This is a genomic window from Sarcina sp. DSM 11001 (genome assembly GCF_900101015.1).
Classification (GTDB): domain Bacteria; phylum Bacillota; class Clostridia; order Lachnospirales; family Lachnospiraceae; genus CAG-791.
In genome coordinates this window covers 175,264-196,499 of sequence record NZ_FNFZ01000002.1, presented here as the reverse complement: position 1 = coordinate 196,499, position 21,236 = coordinate 175,264, and the positions used below count along the sequence as shown (strand labels likewise).

Annotated in this window: 17 protein-coding genes and 1 tRNA gene; all 18 read right to left on the bottom strand. The window is 52.3% G+C overall.

Annotated elements, in window-relative coordinates; genetic code table 11:
• Positions 1–28: 28 nt before the first annotated feature.
• The 18 genes from BLT02_RS01695 to BLT02_RS01605 all read right to left on the bottom strand — a co-directional run bounded on the left by BLT02_RS01695 (position 29) and on the right by BLT02_RS01605 (position 20,912).
• On the bottom strand, positions 29–1,468 hold the full coding sequence (locus BLT02_RS01695) for a TFIIB-type zinc ribbon-containing protein (protein WP_175453642.1): 1,440 nt from the start codon (positions 1,466–1,468) through the stop codon (positions 29–31).
• Positions 1,469–1,612: 144 nt separating this feature from the next.
• A complete protein-coding gene (locus BLT02_RS01690) occupies positions 1,613–2,926 on the bottom strand; it encodes an SPFH domain-containing protein (protein ID WP_092991130.1) in 1,314 nt (437 codons plus the stop codon).
• Between the two features lie 103 nt (positions 2,927–3,029).
• The gene (locus BLT02_RS17040) at positions 3,030–3,206 is read right to left on the bottom strand and encodes a DUF6472 family protein (protein ID WP_175453641.1); all 177 of its coding nucleotides are present in this window, start codon (positions 3,204–3,206) and stop codon (positions 3,030–3,032) included.
• A gap of 137 nt (positions 3,207–3,343) precedes the next feature.
• On the bottom strand, positions 3,344–4,681 hold the full coding sequence (locus BLT02_RS01685) for a S41 family peptidase (protein ID WP_175453640.1): 1,338 nt from the start codon (positions 4,679–4,681) through the stop codon (positions 3,344–3,346).
• A 560-nt stretch (positions 4,682–5,241) separates the two neighbouring features.
• Entirely contained in the window at positions 5,242–6,330 is a 1,089-nt protein-coding gene (locus BLT02_RS01680) for a PucR family transcriptional regulator (RefSeq protein WP_092991128.1), read from the bottom strand.
• Positions 6,331–6,571: 241 nt separating this feature from the next.
• On the bottom strand, positions 6,572–7,405 hold the full coding sequence (locus BLT02_RS01675) for a CvfB family protein (protein WP_092991127.1): 834 nt from the start codon (positions 7,403–7,405) through the stop codon (positions 6,572–6,574).
• 204 nt (positions 7,406–7,609) lie between these two features.
• Complete coding sequence (locus BLT02_RS01670; protein ID WP_092991126.1) at positions 7,610–8,386, bottom strand: acyl-[acyl-carrier-protein] thioesterase; 777 nt, start codon at positions 8,384–8,386, stop codon at positions 7,610–7,612.
• A 38-nt stretch (positions 8,387–8,424) separates the two neighbouring features.
• A complete protein-coding gene (locus tag BLT02_RS01665; RefSeq protein WP_139187353.1) occupies positions 8,425–10,365 on the bottom strand; it encodes an amidase domain-containing protein in 1,941 nt (646 codons plus the stop codon).
• A 588-nt stretch (positions 10,366–10,953) separates the two neighbouring features.
• Positions 10,954–11,026 (bottom strand) — tRNA-Gln (locus tag BLT02_RS01650).
• A 382-nt stretch (positions 11,027–11,408) separates the two neighbouring features.
• Entirely contained in the window at positions 11,409–12,869 is a 1,461-nt protein-coding gene (locus BLT02_RS01645; RefSeq protein WP_092991122.1) for a TrkH family potassium uptake protein, read from the bottom strand.
• 150 nt (positions 12,870–13,019) lie between these two features.
• Positions 13,020–14,396 carry a Trk system potassium transporter TrkA gene (trkA, locus tag BLT02_RS01640; RefSeq protein ID WP_092991121.1) on the bottom strand — a complete coding sequence of 459 codons (1,377 nt, stop codon included), beginning with the start codon at positions 14,394–14,396 and terminating at the stop codon, positions 13,020–13,022.
• A gap of 118 nt (positions 14,397–14,514) precedes the next feature.
• Positions 14,515–15,777 carry a peptidase U32 family protein gene (locus BLT02_RS01635; protein ID WP_092991120.1) on the bottom strand — a complete coding sequence of 421 codons (1,263 nt, stop codon included), beginning with the start codon at positions 15,775–15,777 and terminating at the stop codon, positions 14,515–14,517.
• Positions 15,778–15,892: 115 nt separating this feature from the next.
• On the bottom strand, positions 15,893–16,831 hold the full coding sequence (locus BLT02_RS01630; RefSeq protein ID WP_092991119.1) for an O-methyltransferase: 939 nt from the start codon (positions 16,829–16,831) through the stop codon (positions 15,893–15,895).
• Complete coding sequence (locus tag BLT02_RS01625; protein WP_092991118.1) at positions 16,812–17,318, bottom strand: endolytic transglycosylase MltG; 507 nt, start codon at positions 17,316–17,318, stop codon at positions 16,812–16,814. The genes BLT02_RS01630 and BLT02_RS01625 overlap by 20 nt, the downstream gene beginning before the upstream one ends.
• Before the next feature lie 146 nt (positions 17,319–17,464).
• Positions 17,465–19,147, bottom strand: a complete 1,683-nt coding sequence (locus BLT02_RS01620) for a ribonuclease J (RefSeq protein WP_347474853.1) — start codon at positions 19,145–19,147, stop codon at positions 17,465–17,467.
• 679 nt (positions 19,148–19,826) lie between these two features.
• On the bottom strand, positions 19,827–20,093 hold the full coding sequence (locus BLT02_RS01615; RefSeq protein ID WP_175453639.1) for a DUF1292 domain-containing protein: 267 nt from the start codon (positions 20,091–20,093) through the stop codon (positions 19,827–19,829).
• 2 nt (positions 20,094–20,095) lie between these two features.
• Positions 20,096–20,560: a Holliday junction resolvase RuvX gene (gene ruvX / locus BLT02_RS01610; protein ID WP_092991116.1), complete on the bottom strand. Its 465-nt coding sequence runs from the start codon at positions 20,558–20,560 to the stop codon at positions 20,096–20,098.
• A gap of 70 nt (positions 20,561–20,630) precedes the next feature.
• A complete protein-coding gene (locus BLT02_RS01605) occupies positions 20,631–20,912 on the bottom strand; it encodes an IreB family regulatory phosphoprotein (protein WP_092991115.1) in 282 nt (93 codons plus the stop codon).
• Between the last annotated feature and the right edge of the window lie 324 nt (positions 20,913–21,236).

Here is a 21,236-nt window from a genome sequence, read left to right as displayed (position 1 = left end):
CAGGAGGACAAACCACCATGTTCACTAATCATCTGTGCCCGTGAGGGGGCCTGCCGTGATTGACACCGCCGCCGGGTTCCTGCCTGTTCTGGAGCTTTACGCGGGATTCCGTCGTGCGGATGTACCGGTCGTTTTTTACACGCAGCCGGACCCCTCCTGACGCGGCATAGGCAGCCGCCCTGCTCTCCCGGGCGACCGGCTTCATCTGGGAGACGAGGACCATATTGAGGATCACAGAGGGGATCAGGGCAAACGCTGCCGCGATCACATATGAGGACGCCGTCGTATCTTCCCCGGTAAGGAGAAAGGATCCGAAAATAAGCAGGAAAATGACAAAGGATCCCAGGAACCAGATGGCCTGTCTGGCCTTTGACACAGGGAGATTGCCGATCATCTTTCCGGTCTGTCCGTTCATGGCAAAGAGAAAATTCTGTCCCTCCCACTGTGTGCTCAGCAGCCAGACCGGGAATACCGCGTATTCAACCTTTTCGCTGACGGCCTTTTCCTCATGGGTCCTGGCAGTCACACTGGTGTATCCCTGCACCGTTGCCTGCAGCTCATCAGCAGCGCTGTGCCTGGCGCGCTCCTCTGCCCGTCTGCCGCATTCCTTTTTGCCGACGTCATATTTGTTGGCCAGATAACCGGGCATATAGGAAAGGGAAAAATCCGTGATCTCCGAGTAATCAAAGGGCTCAATGCTGTCCATCAGGTCATCCGGCATTTTTGAAGAAGCATCTGCCGGGATCCTGCTGAAGCTCACAGTACCTTCCCTGTCCGCCTCATAGTGTCTGGATCTGGTGACCTCATACTCCCCTTCGCGGTGGATCTCATCCTGCCTTGCGTCATAAAGACCGCGCGCATCGACATGCCCGCTGTAAAGCCAGAAGGGGACATAGACTCCCTTGATCTCCTCAAGATGGTTGGAATTGCTGAAGGAGCCCGGCAGAAGCATTTTGCCCTTATAATAGTTTTTCAGGGCATCCACCGCCTCCTTCTTTTCCTTCCTGAAAGGAATGACGTAGTCCGGTTTCAGGGTTCCCGCGAACTGACCGGGAATGATCGTATTGTTCCCGCAATAGGGACACTTTGTGGCTGCTGTGGTCTCATCACAGATGAGTTCGGCTCCACAGGAGGTACAGTTATAGGCCCGCATTTTAGCGGCATCTTTTCCCCATCCCTCCCGGGCATTCTCAGCGCTGCCGGTATTTTCCTTTGCCGCTGCATCCTTTCCGGCTGAGGGCCCCGAGGCTTCCTTTTCAGCCTTTTTTTCAGCCTTTTTCTCAGCTTTTTTATCGGCTTCTTCCTTTGCCTTTTCCGCCGCGGCATTTTTGTCGGCGTAAAGCTTCTCGATCTCCTGCACAGTAAAGGAGCTTCCGCAGTAATCGCACTTCAGTTTTCCGGTCCCGGCGTCAAAACGCAGCGGGCCGGTACATGCCGGACACTGATAATTGGTGACCTGCTCCGCCATATTTCCTCCAATAAAGCAGGGACGGTTTCCCGCTCCACTTTGAAGTGGAACGAGGAACCGTCCCCTGCTTCACTTCGTTTCACTCGGGTTTTCGCGCAGAAAGCGCTGGAAACCTCTCACGTCAGATCAATGAATGGGCCGGGTTCAGGGTCTGGGCTTTCCGCATCCTGAGCAGAACTTGCCTGTATTGCCGGTCTGTCCGCAGGCAGGGCAGGTCCATTCGGCGCTCGCAACAGGTTTTGCCGCACCGCAGGAAGGGCAGAATTTGCCCTTGTTTCCGGTCTGTCCGCAGGCAGGGCAGGTCCACTCTTCGGGCTCAGCCGGTTTCGCCGAACCGCAGTTGCTGCAGAACTTCCCTGTATTTCCCTTGTGTCCGCAGGAAGGGCAGGTCCATCCGGCAGAAGCCGCGCCGGCAGGCTGCATCTGGGCTGCTGCCTGCTGCTGGGCCTGGGCCTGCTGCATAAGCTGGCCGACATTGACGCCGCCGGCCTGCTGGGCCATGCCCATGCCGGCGAATCCCATCATCGCGCCGTTCGCGTTCTTTGCGGCATCCTTCATCGCCTGCGCATTTGCCTGGACTGTCATACCAGCGGCGATGGCTGCATTGCCGCCTGCCGCAAGGCCGAGCTGCAGGTTCTTGATGGCCTGCTCGTCCTCCTCAGAGGCCTTGACACTGCTCACCCCGCAGGTGACGATCTCAATACCGTAGACCTGTCCCCAGGTCGAGGACAGTTCCGTATTGAGCGCCTCGGACAGTTCTCTCGTGTGTCCGGGCAGGGAGCTGTAGCGGATCCCCTGATCGGAGATCCTGGCGAAAGCCGGCTGCAGGGCGGTCAGAAGCTCCGAGCGCAGCTGATCTTCGATCTTGTCGCGGGTATAGTCCCTGTCCACATTGCCGCAGACATTCTTGTAGAACAGGATGGGGTCTGTCATTTTATAGACATATTCGCCGAAGCAGCGGATGGAAATGTCCAGATCCAGGCCGATATTCCTGTCGACGACACGGAAAGGAACCGGACTGGCCGTCCCGTACTTGTTTCCAATGATATTCTTGGTGTTGAAATAATAGACTCTCTGATCATGGGCTGTCACGCCGCCATGGGCGACACGGGCCGCAAACTTCTTGAAGCTCTCCTTGATGCCCTTGCCGAGCCCGCTGGTAAAGATACTGGGCTCACTGGAGGTGTCATAGGTATAGGCACCCGGTTCCGCACAGATGTCGACGATCGCGCCCTGATCTACAATGATCATGCACTGTCCCTCATTCACAACGACCGTGGATCCGTTTGTGATGATGTTCTCACTTCCGCCTCTGTTCAGAAGCCCGGACTTGCCTGTATGATGCTCACCCTTGCGGACAAGTACGTTCGCCGGCATTTCCGAGCAGTAGAAATAATCCTTCCACTGATCTCCAAGCACAGAACTGAGAGAAGCGCCTGCTGCTAAAATAAGTCCCATTACACAACCTCCCTTTTTAAACGAACAATTATAAATATAAACGAACCAAAATAACAGACCACCACCAGGTGACGTCAATTACAAAATCCGGAAGATCACGGTCTTACATCTGATGCCGGACGACGGCATATTCATCGCCGTTCCTGTAATAAGGACAGGAGTAATGTGAATCCGTCAGGAATTTCACGTATTCGTCCTCGTCCATATCGATTTCACACAAATAATCTCCGTATTCTTCGTCATATGCGCAATAAGCGCAGGTATCGCATTCATTCTGCATATGTGTTTTTCGTGTTTCTGTTCTTTATCTGCTTTTCAAATTACTTTTGTATTTAACTTTATTTCTTGCTTTTTTACTTGCTTTTTTACTTGCTTGTTTACTCTCTTGTTTACTCGCTTTTTTGTCTGTTTCTTTGCTTACTCCGCGTTCAGAAGGACTTCTTTGGCTTTCTCAAGCTGCGTGTCGGTCTCATCCTTTTCATATTTTTCCGCATCCAGCTCCACGATGTAGTCGGGTTCGATCCCTACCTTGTGGATATTGCGTCCCCCGCGGGTGTAGTAATCCGCGATCGTGATCTTGAGCGCCGAGCCGTCGTCCAGAGGATAGAGGTTCTGTACGATGCCTTTTCCGTAGGTCTGGGTTCCGATCAGCTTTCCGATGCCCGCATCCTGAATGGCCCCCGCCAGGATCTCAGCCGCGCTCGCCGAATACTCATTCACAAGGACAGCGACAGGGTACTCAAAATCCGCTCCCGGACACTTATACTCGTCTTTTCTGCCGTCCTTATCCTCCATATAAAAGACCAGACCTTCGGGAAGGATCCCTGAGGCGATCTGGGTCACGGCTGTGACTGTTCCGCCCGGGTTATTGCGCAGGTCCAGGATCAGAGAGGTCATTCCCTCTTTTTTCATCTGGGCAAGGTTCTCTTCAAACTGGGCGGGTGTCACATCGTCAAACTCGGTGATCTGGATATAGCCGATGTTGTCGGGGAGCATCTTTGAGGTAACTGTGGGGACGTTGATCGTCGCCCTGGTCGCCGTCACTGTGACATACTGGCCGTCTCTCATCACCTTGATCTCGACATCCGTTCCTTCTTCACCCTTCACAAGGCTTGCCACCTCGGCGGTCTCCATGGTGAGGGTATCTTTGCCGTTTACCGCGCAGATGATGTCACCGGCCCTGAGACCTGCCTTCTCAGCGGGAGTCCCCGGCATAATACTGGTAAAGACAGGCGCGTTCGTGTCGTTATCCAGACCGATATACGCTCCGATGCCTTTGTAGACACCTGTTGTCTCCTCCATCAGAGACTTATATTCCTCCTGGGTGTAATACTCTGTATAAGGATCACCGAGAGAATTCATGAGCCCCTTGTACATTCCCGCCTCAAGTTTCTCGGGAGTGACATCCTCCGGCTCATAATAGTAATCGTAAATGCACTGTTCCAGAAGTTTGAGCTTGGAGATCGTACCGCTGCCGACTGCACTTTGCGGTCCGGACCTCTGACCTGTCCCGGTCTGGACTGCTCCGGTCCTGATCGGATAAAGCAGCTGCCCGGCTATGAGCAGGAGCATAAAGCCCGCAGCCATCCCCAATATAAAGACCCGGACCTTTCCCAGGCCTTTTTTCTTCTTTGCTCTGGTTCGCGGATCCTGAGGAGCTTCCTGAGCGGCTGTCACCGGCTGACTCTGCGGCGTCTCCAATGATCCCTGTTCTTCCCCGGAGAGGGGCATCTCTTTGTTTATCTCTTCGTTCATTTTCTTTAAATCCTCTGCTGACATTATGTCTATGGCTGTGTACGTGGTTATTTACATAAGGGCTCATTCCCGCAGCCCTTTTACCGTAAACGGACAGCCGGGTCTTCCCTGAAGCAGCATATAAAGGAAAGCCGCCTGCTAGTGTGCCGTCTCAATCATTTTTGAAGTTAAAATTGCCAGATCGTCGTCGTTCCCGCAAGGCGGAAGAAGGAGTCGATGTGAACCCATCGACGACTGATGGCGCACGATGTCCCGTGGACATCGGTTCTGCGCGGACCGTAGTGGAACGAAGACCAACGCAGCGGGCGGCGACGAGATGGTGATTTTAATTCTAATTATGATTGAGACGTCACACTAATCTTTTACAGTAATTCATTGTAATAAGTCTCAGGCCGTTTGTCACGGGCTGAGGGAAAACTTCATAAATCCGTCACAATACCATGATCGGTCACAGTGCCAGCATCCGCCGCGGTACAATCATCCGCTGCAGGGATATTCCCTATCGTCCGCCGTTATACCGCTGTTTCTCCCAAAACAGCGGTCCTTCCGGAGCTGCCCGGTCAGAAATCAAACTGTTCCATGTATTTCATATATTTGACCACCATCAGCGCGATCTTGAAAGTAATGGCATCCTCAAAAACGCGCAGATCAAGGCCGGTGCTCTTCTGCAGCTTGTCCAGCCGGTACACCAGAGTGTTTCTGTGGATAAAAAGCTGACGTGAGGTCTCCGAAACATTCAGGCTGTTTTCAAAAAACTTATTGATGGTGGCAAGCGTCTCCTGATCGAATTCATCGGGGTTCTTTCCTTTGAAGATCTCTCTGATGAACATTTTACATAAGGGGATCGGCAGCTGATAAATCAGCCTCCCGATGCCGAGTTCATTATAGGCAATGACCGTGCGGTCTTCAAAAAAGATCTTGCTGACATCAAGGGCCATCTTGGCTTCCTTGAAGGACCGGCTGACCTCCTTGATCTCATCGACGACAGTCCCGTAGGCGATACGGATGTCCGTGATCCCTGCCCTTTTGAGCCGTTCTTCAACATTCAGGGCTGTCTTTTCAATCTCTTTTTCCTTTTCCGGGTCACTGAGTTCCTTCACGATAACGACATTCGTCTCATCAACAGCCGTGACAAAATCAGATGTTCCCGCGCCGATATACTCCTGCGTGAGCTCAAGGACGTTCCTGTCCTTGTCCGAACCGTTCTCAATGATGATGACGACCCTCTTTTCATCCGGAGCGATCCGGAGCTTCTTGGCCCTGCTGTAGATATCGACGAGAAGCAGATTGTCCAGCAGCAGATTCTTCATAAAGCTGTCTTTATCGTAGCGCTCCTTAAAGGCAGCCATCAGGCCGCGCAGCTGAAAGGCCGCCATTCTTCCCACAAGCAGTGAATTATCTGAATCCCCGAATACCACAAGCACATACTCCAGCTGCTGATCCTCCAGAACCTTGAAAAACTGAAAAGGACCGGCTGACTGGGAGTCAGCAGGAGAAACCGCAAAATCAGGGATCACATGTACAGCATCTCCAAAGACAGGCGCCGTTGATGCCACCTCTCTTCCTTCCGCGTCCATCACGCAGATTTCCAGATGTGTGATGTCCCTGATTCCTTCAATAGTATTCTGTAAAACCTGATTAGAAACCATGCGTCCCACTCTTTCCTGCGGAGCCGACTCCGCATGAACATCTTTTCAATACCCCAAATACTATTCTAATGTAAAAATCAATAATAATCTACAAAAATAACAAGAAAATTTGTAAATAATAGACAAAATCATACTTGAAAAATCTTCACCCTGATATCATTATGAACATAATCTCAATATGAACAAGGGGAGGAATGCTTCAACAGGCACAAGAAAAGCACAGCTTTCGCTGTGCTTTTTCTCATAGTAAAACGATCCTGTCTTCTTCTATGGCTATTTTATTATCTCTCAGCAAGTGTCCCACTGCGCGTTTGAACTCGTTCTTGCTCATATGCATCTCTTCCCGGATCAGTTCAGGTGAAGCCTTGTCCGTGAAAGGGATCGCGCCGTCTCCTTCCCTGAGCGCCTTAAGGATCGTCTCCATATCCGTGTCGATCTGAAGGTAGCTCTTCTCTCTGGTGCTCAGATCCAGCTTTCCGTCGGGTTTGACCCCGATGACGCGGGCCTGAATGACTTCTCCCGCCTTGTATTCTCTGGTAAGCTCACGCCTGGGGATCAATGCCGAATAGATACTGTCTACCGCGACAAAGGCGCCGAAATTGCGGCTTGTCTCGTAGACGACACCCTCCACCTGATCGCCTGTCTTATAGGGACTGTCTGTACGCAGCCAGGGATAAACATTCATGGTGGCGCACAGGCGTTCACTCTTGTCCAGATAAACGGCAACCAGGACTGTCTGCCCTTCCTGGACACGTTCCCTGGGCTGTTCATGATAGGGAAGCAGGAGATCCTTGTCCAGTCCCCAGTCCAGAAACGCCCCGATCCTGCTCACCTGGATCACTGTAAGATAGCCAACCTGATGCAGAGTAAGCTTAGGTTCCTTTCTTGTAGCGATCAGCCTGTCCTCAGAATCTTTGTATAAAAAAACCTCCAGCTCATCGCCGATCGCTGCCCCCTCGGGCACCTGTGACCTGGGCAGAAGTACGCGTTCATTAGGTACATCAGCCGTCAGGTAAACTCCAAAGGGTACTTGTTTATCTATACGTAGTATCTGTTTTTCACCTATTCTGAGCATACATATCCTTTCCGTTAGTGTTCCGGATAGTATACTGCCATTTATTTCGACATTTTCCCATTGTTTCTGCGCTAATAGAGCATTGCGTTAACAGACGGTGCAGTTCCCAGCCTTTCAGCGTAGGACTGTAAATGCCGCAGTATACCCGGAACCTGACATTTCCCCGGATCAATGTCTCCCGGAGAAAACAATTTCTTTCCGTTTTCAATTTTTAATTTCAAGTACAGCATAAGGTCTCCCGTCATTATCATTTAGTGATACACAGACAGTCCGGCCCTCTCTCTCCGACGCAGTCCCTGTATCCAGTATATCCGTATGGTCAGTCATAGGATCTATACGAGAAGGCAGTTCATACACCACAGGTATGATCCTGTCTCCCAGTCTGGCCTGTCTCCGGTAATCGATCCTGAGCACGGAGATCTCTGTCTCCGGGGGCAGATAACCCATAGCGATCCGCACGTACTGGCCATTGTTCATATGTCTGTTTGAATCGAGATGATATTCTTTTACGACGACCGGCAGCTTTTCCTCACCGGGAACATCCGGGATCCGGATCTTCCGGGAATCATAAAGCATATCGAGCCGGTCCCCTAACTGATAGACATCTACGATATCAGCAGGAATGCGCACAGGGTGCATGGTCTTAGTATCGATCAGAGACCATACCGAATTGGCGCATGCCAGTCTCTCTCCGTCTGCCGTTTCCATCATAAAGTTACGAAGCCCGATGCTTCCCTTCATTTCATACGGCAGAGTCCCGATTCTTATCTGCTCTCCGAGGACCGGCATTCTGCGGATCTCCACGCGCCAGTACACGATCATCCATGCAAGGCTCCGCGACCTTATCTTTTCCACACCTGCCCCAATATCCTCGGACTGAAAAGTTGAACAATCCTGAAAATAATCGATCAGCTTTTCCGGTGTCAGCCGTCCATCCGCACTGGTCTCGCTGTAGCGGACCCTGCTGTCAAAAGTATACATCGGTGCCTCCGTATACGTTTTTGCAAAAGTACTCTCTGTCAGCCGTGCCTGCCCTTCCGCAGAACACCCTGCGAGTCAAAATAACACCTGCGTCCGTCAATAACCTTCCAGCCGGTCGTTCTCACCATGGTCTGCCTGTCGAAGAAATACCATTTGCCATTGATCTGTTTCCAGCCCCTGACAAATCTCCCGGTTTTCGGAGCCGCATAATAGTACCTGCCTCCGATCCTCAAAAAGCCATACTGGCGGACACCCTTGCCGTTAAAATAATAGGTATAGCCGGCGATCCACTGCCTGCCGGTCAGACGCGCATAATTCTTGACAGAGAAATAATAAGTCTTCCCTGCGATCCACTGGAATCCTGTGAGCAGCTTCCCGGTCTTGACAGAAGCATAGTGCCAGTAGGAGCCAACCTTGAAGAAGCCGGTAACCCGTACGCCGCTGGAATTGAAATAGTAAACTCCGCCGTTGATCCTGAGGAATTTATTTTTGACTCTTTTTCCGTCAGATCCGATGTAGTAGGTTTTTCCTCCGACTGTTTCCCAGCTGTTTTTCTTCGGCGCGCTTGAAGAGGACGCCCCTGTTCCATGAAGCCTGATCGTCCCGCGTTTCGCATGACTGCCCATACTCCAGGGAGCATGATAGAGATTGGCCGTGTGCGAGTCCACCACGGGCATTCCCGAGGAGTTAACTCCCACGCAGAGCGTTGTATGATCATAGATCCCATCCCTGTTCCAGTCATAATAAACCGGATTGCCTGCACTCACATTGGAGTTTGACGCAGTCAGGAAAGAGCCGTATGCCTTGAAATGACGAATATGTCCCATTACATTGATCCAGTTCACAGACTGGGGGAACCAGTCGTCCGTGCGAGGCATCCCGCCGGCATACAGGCACTGGGATACAAAATTCGCGCAGTCGCCTCCCTCGTTCGCGTAGTTGTGGTAACTGTGGTTGTAATGCTTCCAATAGCGGTCCCCATAGGCCACTGCCTTGGAAATCTGGTAGCTGTAACCTCTGGAAACCTCATATACGCCCGCATCTAAGGCGGATCCGTCCTCCAGTACGCTTTCCGGCAGAACAACCGCCTGCTTCTCTACAGAAAAGGAAAGGGTCTCAGCCTTTTCCCCGCTGTCGTTCTGCAGGGCATCCTCTGCTTCAGGAGCCGGGCTCCTGATCGACGCATACGCCGCCGTCTGTGCGGACAGATCTGATTTTACCTCATACAGAGCCTGAGGCACCTGCCGGGATTCTGCGACGGGGTCTTTATCCCCTTCCAGCCAGGCAAAGTTAATTTCCGTCCCATTGACTCCGCAGGGCGCCCACGCACCATCTCCGCCGGACTTGAGGTCGAGGGAAAAAGCATAGCTGTAGGCTGAGGCATTGGTGACTCCGGATCCGCCGGCAGAGCCGTAGGCCTGGGTCATCCATTCATCCACATCCACGGAAAGTACACCGTTCTCTTCTCTGCAGCCGGTCACGCGGAATCTGGGGATCAGTTCACGGATAGAGGAATCCTCCATGACAGTCATTCTGGATAATGAAGCCTGTCTTTCCCATTCATCATAAATGGCTCCGGGCATGTCCTCCCGAGCCGTTTCCCCTTTTTCTGATGCATTTATCTCTGTCTTTATAAAACAGGCTTTTGCTTCCTCGTATCTCGAGAGAGCGTTCATCACAGCCTGCGCGTCCTCTGTGTTCAGCTCTGAAAACAAAAGATCTCCTTCCGAGCAGATCTGACGGGCTGCTTCCAGAACCATATCATCTGTCATATCTGAGGAACCGGCATATAAAGCACTGACCGCATCGCCAAAGGAGAGTGATCTTTCCTCCGCTTCAGCTGCCGGGATACTGACTGTATCCTCTGTTATTGAGGTATTTCCGTAAGCTGGAAAAGCCATCGTCATCACAGCGGCTGCTGTAATGGCTGCTGCCAGCATACCTTTAGCTCTCTTGAACCTGGTCGTTCCCGTTTTCAAACTCCCTCCATTCTCATCCGGACCCAGATGCAGCTAAGATATTCCGTCCTGAGTGGATAAAACCCGGCGCAGGCAGGCACCGTTTTCAACATCAGGAAAATAATCCTTTTTTTGACACACCAAACAGAACATCCCGAAATCCAGATCAAATTTTGCTTCTGCATCTTCGGGAGAGTCCGTACTGTAAAAAACTGTATGGTCAACATAAAAGGTTTGATACAATTATATACTTGTTGGAACAACCTGTCCACCTGTAATATACATTAAATTTATGTAATGATTTCGTAACAATTTTGTCCAATCATCCCAGAACACAGAATGACAACTTCCTGACAGTCTGTAACAATCCCAATAAATACAAGGTTTTCAGAAGGTTCTGAAAGTATCCCGGCCCCCTGCGGAGACCGGGCTCCGTCCGCCACATCTTCTGCCTCAATCTCTGTCCGGATCCCGGCATCACAGCTCTCTTTCAAAAATATTTGCCGGCAAACTATTCACTGGCAAAAAACTCATAGACAAAAGAGTCATGGACAAAATAAAAGGATTTTACCGCCTCCCCCTGTGAGACGATAAAACCCTTCCTTAAAGCTGGGCTAGTAGGATTCGAACCTACAAAATGACGGAGTCAGAGTCCGCTGCCTTACCGTTTGGCTATAGCCCATTATCTGTTTGTTTCCGACTGATTGCCGGCTACGAATCATAATTATACTGTTGCATTTCCCAAAATGCAAGCACTTTTTTAATTTTTTTCAAAAACGTTTTTTCAAACATTTTTTTGCCAAACGTTTTTTCAAAAAAAGCAGTGCGCCGGTAGGAAAGAAGGCCGGAGGCAGGAGACGGTTCTTTGTCCCCTGTCTCCTGCCCCACGCGCGGTGTGGTTCATCAGGAACAACATAGTCCCATATGTATAACCTGTCTCCTGCCCCACGCGCAGTGCGGAAAATGTTTCCCTTGTTCTTTCTTGTCTTTACAAGACAAGGACAAGGGAAACCCGCAGGCGGGCGCAAGGTTCGCGAGCGAGCCTTGAACCGTTATCTTTCAGATCAGTGTCTGAGGCGCTGGGGATAGAATAACAGGAGCATGGGATAGAGCTCCAGTCTGCCCGCAAGCATGTCAAACATAAGAATATACTTGGTCGGCAGCGACAGGGCGGAAAAGTTGGCAGTCGGTCCGACGGCAGACAGTCCGGGGCCTATGTTGTTGAAGGTCGCCGCCACTGCCGTAAAGATGGTCTCCAGTGACTGGCCGCTGTCAAAGAAGGCAACAGCGAGGACGGAGGTCGTGAAAATAACGGCATAGACGCCCACGTACATAACAACAGACCTGACGGTCTCCTGTTCCACGGGCTTGTTGTCCATCCGGATGGTTGTGACGCTCCTGGGATGCAGGTAGTGGTAAATCTCCCTGCCGGAGGCCTTGAGGAGGATAATGATACGGGATACCTTGATCCCGCCGCCGGTACTGCCCGCGCAGGCTCCTATGAACATGATGATGACCAGAAGGCACCTGGAATACTGCGGCCACAGGTCAAAATCAGCCGTCGCATAACCGGTAGTCGTGATAATGGATCCGACCTGGAAGGCAGCGTGGTGAAAGGCCATGAAAATGTTTTCAAACAGGCCGTGGATGTTGATCGTGATCGTGACGATGCTGAAAGCGATGATCGCGAAGTACCAGCGCACTTCCGTCAGGCGGAATGCTTCTTTTTTATCTTTTCCGAGAAAGAGATAAAAGTAGGCGTTAAAGTTGACGCCGAAAAGGATCATAAATATCGTGATGATCGCCTGCTGCAGGACGGGATAGCTGGCGATGCTGTCTCCCAGAACACCGAATCCTCCGGTACCTGCTGTTCCGAAGCTGAGGCAAAGGGTATCAAAGAGCGGCATTCCCGCAATGAGCAGGAGTACGATCTCCGTGACTGTGATCCCGAGGTAGATCATGTAAAGGATCTTTGCGGTATCCCTGATCTTGGGGACGAGCTTGCCGACGACAGGTCCCGGGCTCTCCGCGCGCATCAGGTGCATCTGACTGCCCATTCTGCGGGAGCGCATGGGCATGATGGCGAGGACAAGGACGATAACGCCCATGCCGCCAACCCAGTGGGTAAAGCTTCTCCAGAACAGGCTCGCGTGGCTGAGCGCTTCGACATCTGTCAGGATACTGGAACCGGTGGTCGTAAAGCCGGAAACTGTCTCAAACAGAGCGTCGGAATATTTCGGAATGTCTCCGCAGACAACGAAGGGCAGCGCCCCGCACATACTGATCACGATCCAGACCATCGCGACACTGATAAAGCCCTCTTTGGTAAAATAATCCGTGCTGTCATCTTTTCTGACACTGAGGTTTAACAGATTCCCCAGCAGAAAGTAGGCAACGGCGAGTAACAGATAAATGGCTCCGGCCAGTTCGCGGTATATAAATCCCGTCAAGGCAGGAAGAATGAGGAACATGGCCTCAAACCGCAGAACAAGTCCGGTCGTTCGCCGGATGATGGAATAATTCATATCACTACCCTGCTTTTAACACATAGGTCAACAGTTACTTCTCAGGCCGCGGCAAAACCCGGGGTACTTTTGCGTTACCGGTCATCCGATGACCAATGATCCTTCGGTGACCGGCCCCGGGGGTGGTTCGCGTGCTCATGCCCGGTTCTGTCAACGGGTCTCCTCCAGAATATCCCTAATATCCTGGAAACCGATCTTTGTCGTCACCACGATGACCCTGTCGCCCACTTCCATTTTGGTCTGACCGTTGGGAATAATGACCTGCCTGTTTCTGTAAATACAGGCCACCAGGACATCTTTTTTGAGCGGAAGCTGCATAAGGGGGATCCCGATGACAGGAGCGCCCTCCTGGACCAGGAATTCCAGAGCCTCCGCCTTGTTTTCGATAATATTGTAGAGTGTCTCGACGTTGCTGCCGATGGAATTTTCCATCGCGCGGACATAGCGGACGATATATTCCGCGACGATCTTCTGGGGATTGAGAATGCTTCCCAGGTTCATGTCGTCGATAATATCGTCGTAATTGATGCGGTTCACCTTGGTGATCAGCTTGACGTCCCTGGAAGAAGCCCTGCGGGCATAGAGGGAGAGGAAAATATTCTCCTCATCCATCCCGGTCAGGCTGACGAAGGATTCAATGCTCTCGATCTTTTCCTCGAGGAGGACGTTCTGGTTGGCGGCGTCGCCGCAGATGATATTGGCCTCGGGCAATTCCTCCGCCAGCATCTTGCAGACCTCGGGTTTCTTCTCAATGATCGTGACATCGATATGGCTGTCCAGGAGGATCCTGGCCAGATAATAGGCGATCGTTCCGCCGCCGATGATCATGCAGTTGGAGACACTGCGGCTTTTCAGCCCTGCCTTCTCCACAAACGCGTGGGCGCTCTTGGGACCAGCAATAATGCTGAGGATATCTCCCGCCTGCAGGCGGAAAAGACCGTCGGGGATCGTGACATTATGCTCCGGGCCTCTCTCCACGGCACAGACCAGGACATCTCCACCGATGTTTTTGGTAACCTCCGCCAGTGTGTGCCCGCCGATGGGGGAATTCCCCGAGATCGGGAATTTGAGCAGCTCAATATGACCGCGGGCAAAAGGCTCGATCTTGATCGCGGACGGGAATTTCAGAAGGCGGGAGGCCTCCATGGCTGCCGCGTATTCGGGATTGACTGTGAGGGAAAGCCCCAGTTCCTCCCGGATAAATCCTATCTCACTGTTGTAGATCGGGTTTCTGACACGGGCGATCGTGCTGCAGTTACCTGCTTTCTTTGCGATCAGGCAGCTCAGAAGGTTCAATTCGTCGGAATCCGACGCGGCGATCAAAAGATCCGCGTCCTCGATCCCTACTTCCTTCTGCACAGCATGGCTGCCGCCGTTGCCCACAATACCGATGACATCACAGCTGGAAGTCACTTCATTGACGACCTCCGGATTTCTGTCTATGACACTGACGTCATGGCCTTCTTCACTGAGCTGCCTCGCAAGCGCCGAACCGACCTTGCCGCAGCCGATCACTATGATTTTCATATTTGCCTCCCATCCGTATACAGGAAATGTCCCCAACAGCCTCTTATAGGACTGTTTGCAACAGTTTTTAATCCGACTGTTCGCAGCAGTCCCCTGTCTGACTGTTCACGGCAGTTCCTTATCTGACTGCGCGCAGCAGATCTCCTTCACAGGCCTGAGCATCCAGAAACAACCGGATCCGCTCTCCCGGATGAGGAGCGCACGTCACCGGCTCCCCGTCCCCGCCCCGCATCCCGAGGACACGGGCCTGCCTGTCTTTTCCATCCGGGCGCATGATCTCTATGGTATCCCCTACGGAAAACTTGTTCTTCTGATGGATGACCACGGAACCCGGAGCGTCCCCGGCTTCTTCCCGGACTTCTTCAACGATTCCGAGAAAAACGGCATCGCTGGAATAGGTGTTGTCGGTATAGACCATGGACTGCGTATCCGGCCTGCCGAAATAAAATCCTGTCGTGAAATCGCGGTAGGTACATTTGCGGATCTCCCTGCGGTACCAGTCCATTCCCGCGGTATATTTTTCATCGCTCTCCAGGTAATCGTCAATAGCGCGCCGGTAAGCGCGGGTGATCGACGCGACATAGAGGGCAGTCTTCATACGTCCCTCGATCTTGAGGCTGTCGATCCCGGCCCGGGCAAGCTCAGGCAGATGATCGATCATACACAGGTCGCGGGAATTAAAGATATAGGTACCTCTTTCGTTCTCTTCGACCGGCAGGTATTCCCCGGGCCTGCTCTCTTCCGCCACCGCATATTTCCATCTGCAGGGATGGGTACAGGCGCCCCGGTTGGCATCCCGACCCGTAAACCAGGCGGAAAGAAGACATCTTCCCGAATAGGAAATACACATCGCGCCGTGGATAAAGGCTTCGATCTCCAGATCCCCGGGGGTATTCTCCCTGATCTGGGCGATCTCCCGCAGCGAAAGCTCCCGGGCACATACCACTCGGGAAGCGCCAAGGCTGTGCCAGAAGCGGAAAGTCCCGTAATTGGTACTGTTGGCCTGTGTCGAGATATGGATCGGGATCCCCGGGCAGTGCTCCCTGGCAAGCATAAACATGCCGGGGTCAGCAATAAGGACCGCGTCCGGCCTTATCCCTTCCAGAAATTCAAAATAGGACTTGGCCTCGTCCAGATCCTGGTTGTGTGCGTAAATATTAGCGGCGACATGAACCCGCACGCCCCTCTCATGGGCATAGGCGATCCCCTCGCGCATATCATCGGGGCTGAAATTGCGCGCCTTCGCCCGCAGGCTGAAGGCCTCACCCCCGATATAGACCGCGTCCGCTCCGAAATTGACCGCCGTCCGCAGGACCTCCAGATCCTTTGCGGGGATCAGAAGCTCCGGCTTCGGTCGGGTTGTCTTCCATCTTTTTTCCATTTCTATCTGTTCTGAATATTAAAATTCTTCTGTATATTATAATTCTTCTGTATATTATAATTCTTCTGTATATTAAAATTCCAACTGTATATTAAATTTCCAGCTGTTTCGAATATTAAGATTTCAATTCCGGTTTTTCACTGATATTCTTTTCCGGCCGTCTTCCGGCAGGGTCGTTTTGTCTTTTGACACAGACCGCCGCTCCATCCCCCGACGGCACGAGCAGGGTCTCCAGCTCCGGCGCCTCCATCAAAGCACGGATATAGGCGCGCATGCGGTGGTGGATCGTGCGGTTTCTCCTCGTGACAGCAAAACGAGAGGAGAGGACATCCCCCTCCTGCAGAATATTGTCGGTGATCAGCAGACCTCCCTCCGCAAGCAGGCGCAGCACTTCCGGCAGAAGCCGGATATACTGGCCTTTGGCCGCGTCCATAAAGATCAGGTCAAAGGAAGCGTCTTCATGGATCCGGGGAAGTATGTCCGCTGCATCGCCTTCGAGAAGTTCGATGGTGCCGGCGCCCCCGTGAGCACCGGGTTGCGGCCCGGCCGTATCCATAAAGGACTCTGCCAGGCTGTGTCCGAGCGGTCTTCTTTTTTCCTGGATGATCCCTGATGTACTGTTGAAAGCGTCACGGGCGTAATCATCCCGGACGAAATTATTCCGCGCCTTTTCCGCGCGGACGGGGTCGATCTCTATCGTAGTGATCCTGCAGTCCAGGGGGGCATAGTACTGCATGAAAAGAGCAGAAAAGCCCACACCGGTACCGATCTCCAGTATCCTCCCCGGCCTGTTCAGCGTGAGAAAAAAACGGATGAGATTCTGCGTCTGGGGGCGGATAACAGGTACGCCCTCGTCCAGGGCTTGCTTCTCCAGGCTGCGCAGATGTGCCGGACCCGGAGGTGTCATTGCTTCAACAAAAACATCCATCCGGTGAGGGTCGACAGCGCAGGATCTCCGTTCTCCGGAATCCATTGCTTCAACAAAAACGTCCATCCGGTGAGGGTCGGCAGCACAGGATCTCCGTTCTCCGGAATCAATACTGTCCCCACACATCCTTATTCTCCTTCTCAGCGTCGTCGCTTTCCCGGGACCGGCTGCCTTCTTCCTGCTCGTCCTCCCCGCCTGCGGCCGCTCCTCCCGATTCAGTTCCGGCTTTTGCGGTCTTTGTGGATATCTTCTGCAGAATCTCCTCTGCCGTCATGTCAGAGGACAGGACATATTGTCCCGGGAGGATCAGGCCGTCATATCCGGACAGCTTTGATTTAATGGCAAAAGCAAACCTGCTGCGGATCAGATCCTGTTTTTCCAGGACACGTCCGACAGCAAGGGCGGAAGAGGCTTCCTCCTCCGTCACTTCCACGATCTCCGTATGGGCGGACCCGGATCTGTCCATCCCCTTCTGGACAAACAGTCCGTATCCTTCTGTATAGGCGGCGCCTGCCCACGTCACGATAAAAAAGGCGCAGACTATGGGCAGGGCATCCATCAGCACTCCGATGAGCGTCTCCAGGATTCCCGCTTCTCTGTTGTCTTTCTTCATAGGGTCTCCTCCGCTTCCTGTCGGAACGGTCCAGGGAGGTTTTCCCTGGTGTCCGGGCCGGTGCCCCGGATGTCTTATACGGAACCCGCAGGGCGCATCCGGCGTCTGCCGGTCCCGATGGATGAATCTGTCAAGTCAATCCCCTGTCATACTTCCAGGATCATAGGCAGGATGACAGGACGGCGCTGGGTCTTTTTCCAGAAAAAGTCACTCAGGCTGTCTTTGACGGCGCTCTTGAAGCGGTTCCAGTCCGTCACGCCGGTCTCCAGGCAATGATAAATGGATTCCTCCGCCACTGCGGCCGCCCCGGTCATCATATCGTCTGCTTCTTTGATATAAACAAATCCGCGGGAGGTGATCTCCGGTCCGGACAGGAGCTGGCAGCTGCCGGATTCGAGGGCGAAGGCAACGATCACGATGCCGTCCTCGGCCAGATGCTGGCGGTCGCGAAGCACGACGTTTCCGACATCGCCGACTCCGATCCCGTCCACCAGGATATTACCCACCTGGACCTTTTCACGCACAACGGCTCCGTCTTTTCCGAACTCCAGGACATCACCGGAATGTAGGATAAAAATATCCTGTTTGTCATACCCCAGACCTCTCAGGAGCTTCGCCTGGGCCTTGAGGTGCCGGTACTCTCCGTGAACGGGGATGCAGTATCTGGGCTGCACGAGGTGGTAGATCAGCTTTACGTCCTCCTGGCAGGGATGGCCGGAGGCATGGACATCCTGGGAAATGACGTCCGCGCCCTTGAGAAGGAGTTTATTGATCACCGCCGTGACAGCCTTTTCGTTGCCCGGGATCGGGCTGGACGAAAAGATCACGGTGTCGTTGGGGCCGATCGTGACCTTGCGGTGCAGGCCGTCCGCCATGCGGCTCAAAGCCGCCATACTTTCTCCCTGGCTGCCGGTCGTGATGATGACTGTCTTTTCCCCGGGATAGTTTTTGAGCTGGTCGGTGTCGATCAGAGTGTTTTCCGGGATTTTGAGTACATCGAGCTTGGTCGCGGTCTCAATGATATTGACCATGCTCCTGCCCTCGACCACGACCTTCCTGCCATATTTATAAGCGGAATCAATGATCTGCTGGACACGGTCCACATTGGAGGCAAAGGTCGCAATGATGATCCTGGTGTCCGAGTGATCACGGAAGATCTGGTCGATGTTCCTGCCGACCGCCTTTTCGGAAGGCGTGTGGCCGGGCCTGTTGGAATTGGTGGAATCACACATCAGCGCCAGGACACCGTCATTTCCCAGCTCCGCGAAGCGCTGCAGGTCGATAGCATCCCCGTAGACCGGTGTGTAGTCCACTTTAAAGTCGCCCGTATGGACGATCGTCCCTGCGGGAGAAGTGATGGCAAGCGCCGCTGCATCCACAATACTGTGGTTGGTCTTGATAAATTCCACCTGGAACTGTCCGAGCGTGATGACATCTCCGAAGGAGACGACATGCCTTTCCGTAGTATTCAGCAGATTGTGCTCCCGCAGCTTGTTTTCAATGATACCCATTGTCAGGCGGGTCCCGTAGACTGGTACATTGATCTTTTTCAGTACGTAGGGGAGGGCTCCGATATGATCCTCGTGTCCATGTGTGATCACAAACGCTTTGACCTTGTCGAGATTCTCCTCCAGAAACGTCGTATCAGGGATCACAAGATCGATGCCGAACATGTCGTCCTCGGGGAACGCCAGTCCGCAGTCCACTACCACAATGCTGTCGCCGTATACGAAAGCAGTGATATTCATACCGATCTGTTCAAGTCCCCCCAGAGGAACGATCTTGAGGGTCTGCTCAGATTCCTTGTTTGTCTCTATTAAATTATTCAAGAGGTCTCCTCTTCCGGATTTTGCTCTCTCCGTCAAATTCCCGCTCAGGTTATTGACTGCATTTTTCCGAGCAGAAAATAACATCCCCGGAGAGACTGTTTTCTCGTGTTTTTTTCTTCCTCTGACCTCTCCCTCCCGGATCTCTTTTTCCGGAAACATTACTTCACGGTCAGGTCTTGTCAGATGATTGTTCTGTGTTGACTCCTTCTTTGCGGGATTTTTCTTATCAGAACCTTTCTTTTCAGGCTTCTTCTTTCCCGGCTTCTTTTCTTCGAAAAATCTCTTCTCCGTGCTTTTTCTAAACTCTTTTTGTTTTTCCGGACCTGTTTTTCCTGTTATTTTCTTCTCCGGGCTTTTACTCTTTCTCAGGATATTCGGCCCCGCAGCCCTTACATCCGCTTTCGGTTTTCCGGAGAGTCCCTTTTTTACAGCCGGCCTGGCTGCGCTTTTCTTTGCTTCTGTTTTCTTTACTTCTGTTTTCTTTGCTTCAGCTTTCTTTACTTCAGTTTCCTTTTCTGATAAACCTTTTTTTCCAGTTTCCTTTTTAAAAGTTTTTTTCTTTAAAAGCTCTTTTTTGTTCTTTGCAGTATTTCTCTTATCTTTTTTAATTTCTTTTTTTCCAAATGCCACTTTCTTCAATTCCGTCTTCTTTCCATTGTAGGCGCGCCGGCCTGCTGTCTCACTCCTGGACCTCTATTCCAAGCTCCTCAAGGCTGTCGCGCATAAGTAAAAGGACTGCGGAGAGTTCCTTTTCGTCCTCCACAATCTCAAATGATTTATCTTCTTCTGTTTCACCTTTGCAGGCGCGCAGGATCAGTGCTTCTCCGTCTCCGTCAGGAACATCCGTGACGAGAAGATACTGTTTTCCGGCAAGCCTGGTTTCTTCAAGTACAAAAAAATCAACGGCACGGTCTTCGCCGTCCGGAATAAACTGCACTTTTTTCATGTTCACTCTTCTTCCCATTCAAAGCGGGAAAGGCCTTCCCGGAGCTGTTCGCGGTGATTTTCGAGATAATCTGAAAGAATGATCCCGGCCGCGATCATATCCACGTAATCGTGAAATTTGTCCCGGGGGATCCCCTGCTTTTTCATGATTTCCTCTGCCTCGACAGTCGTCAGCCTTTCGTCGGACATTATAACCGGGAGACCGGTCCTTCTATGAAGATCCTCCTTGAATTCAAGGGTCTTCCTTGCCCGCTCTCCCTGCGTATCATCCATATTCAGCGGCAGCCCCAGAATGATCAGGCCTACCTCGTACTCTATAATCAGCTCCTCGATCCTGGCAAGAGTTCTCCTGAGTTTGTTCTCCCGGTCTCTGCGTATGATCTCCAGGGGCTGTGCCGTAATCATCAGCGGATCACTGAGCGCTACGCCGCAGGTTTTTCCGCCGAAATCCAATCCCATGATCCTCATATGCGTTCTGCCATTACATCCTGCCCGTCAATCATCTTCGGAATGCTGACAGGTCCCCGTCAGGGCCTGATCATTCCGACCAATTGTGACACTGTATATAGCTCCGCATAATCTCTTCGACCAGTTCGTCCCGTTCCACTTTCATGATGAGGCTGCGGGCTCCCTTGTAGTTAGTCACATAGGTGGGGTCGCCGGACATGATATACCCGACGATCTGGCTGACCGGATCATACCCTTTCTCGGAAAGAGCTTCGTAAACAACGGAAAGGATCTTCTGAACACCGTTGACAGGTTCTGGCTGAACCCGGAAAAACTGCGTATTCTCAAGGTTGTTTTTTGTTCTATCTTCCATTTAGAATGCCTCACTGTCTGCTGCCTCCCGGGGCCGTTTCGGCAGGACCCGTTACAGCAGCTGGATCTCGGTCAGCGGTCCGGATCTTCAGTCAAACCAGTCATTGCCCTGCAATTCCGGACGCGCGTTCTGCTAATGAGCTAAAACAGCTTTTCACCTATCTTACTCTATTTGTGTCCTTGAATCAATCATGTTTTCAGGAAATACTTTTATGCATACCCGGACTGCATACCGGGACTGCATACCGGGACTGCATGCCGGGATTTCATGCCGGGGGCATTCCGGCCTTCATGCCGGGAGCATTCCGGGACGGGCCAGGGCTGG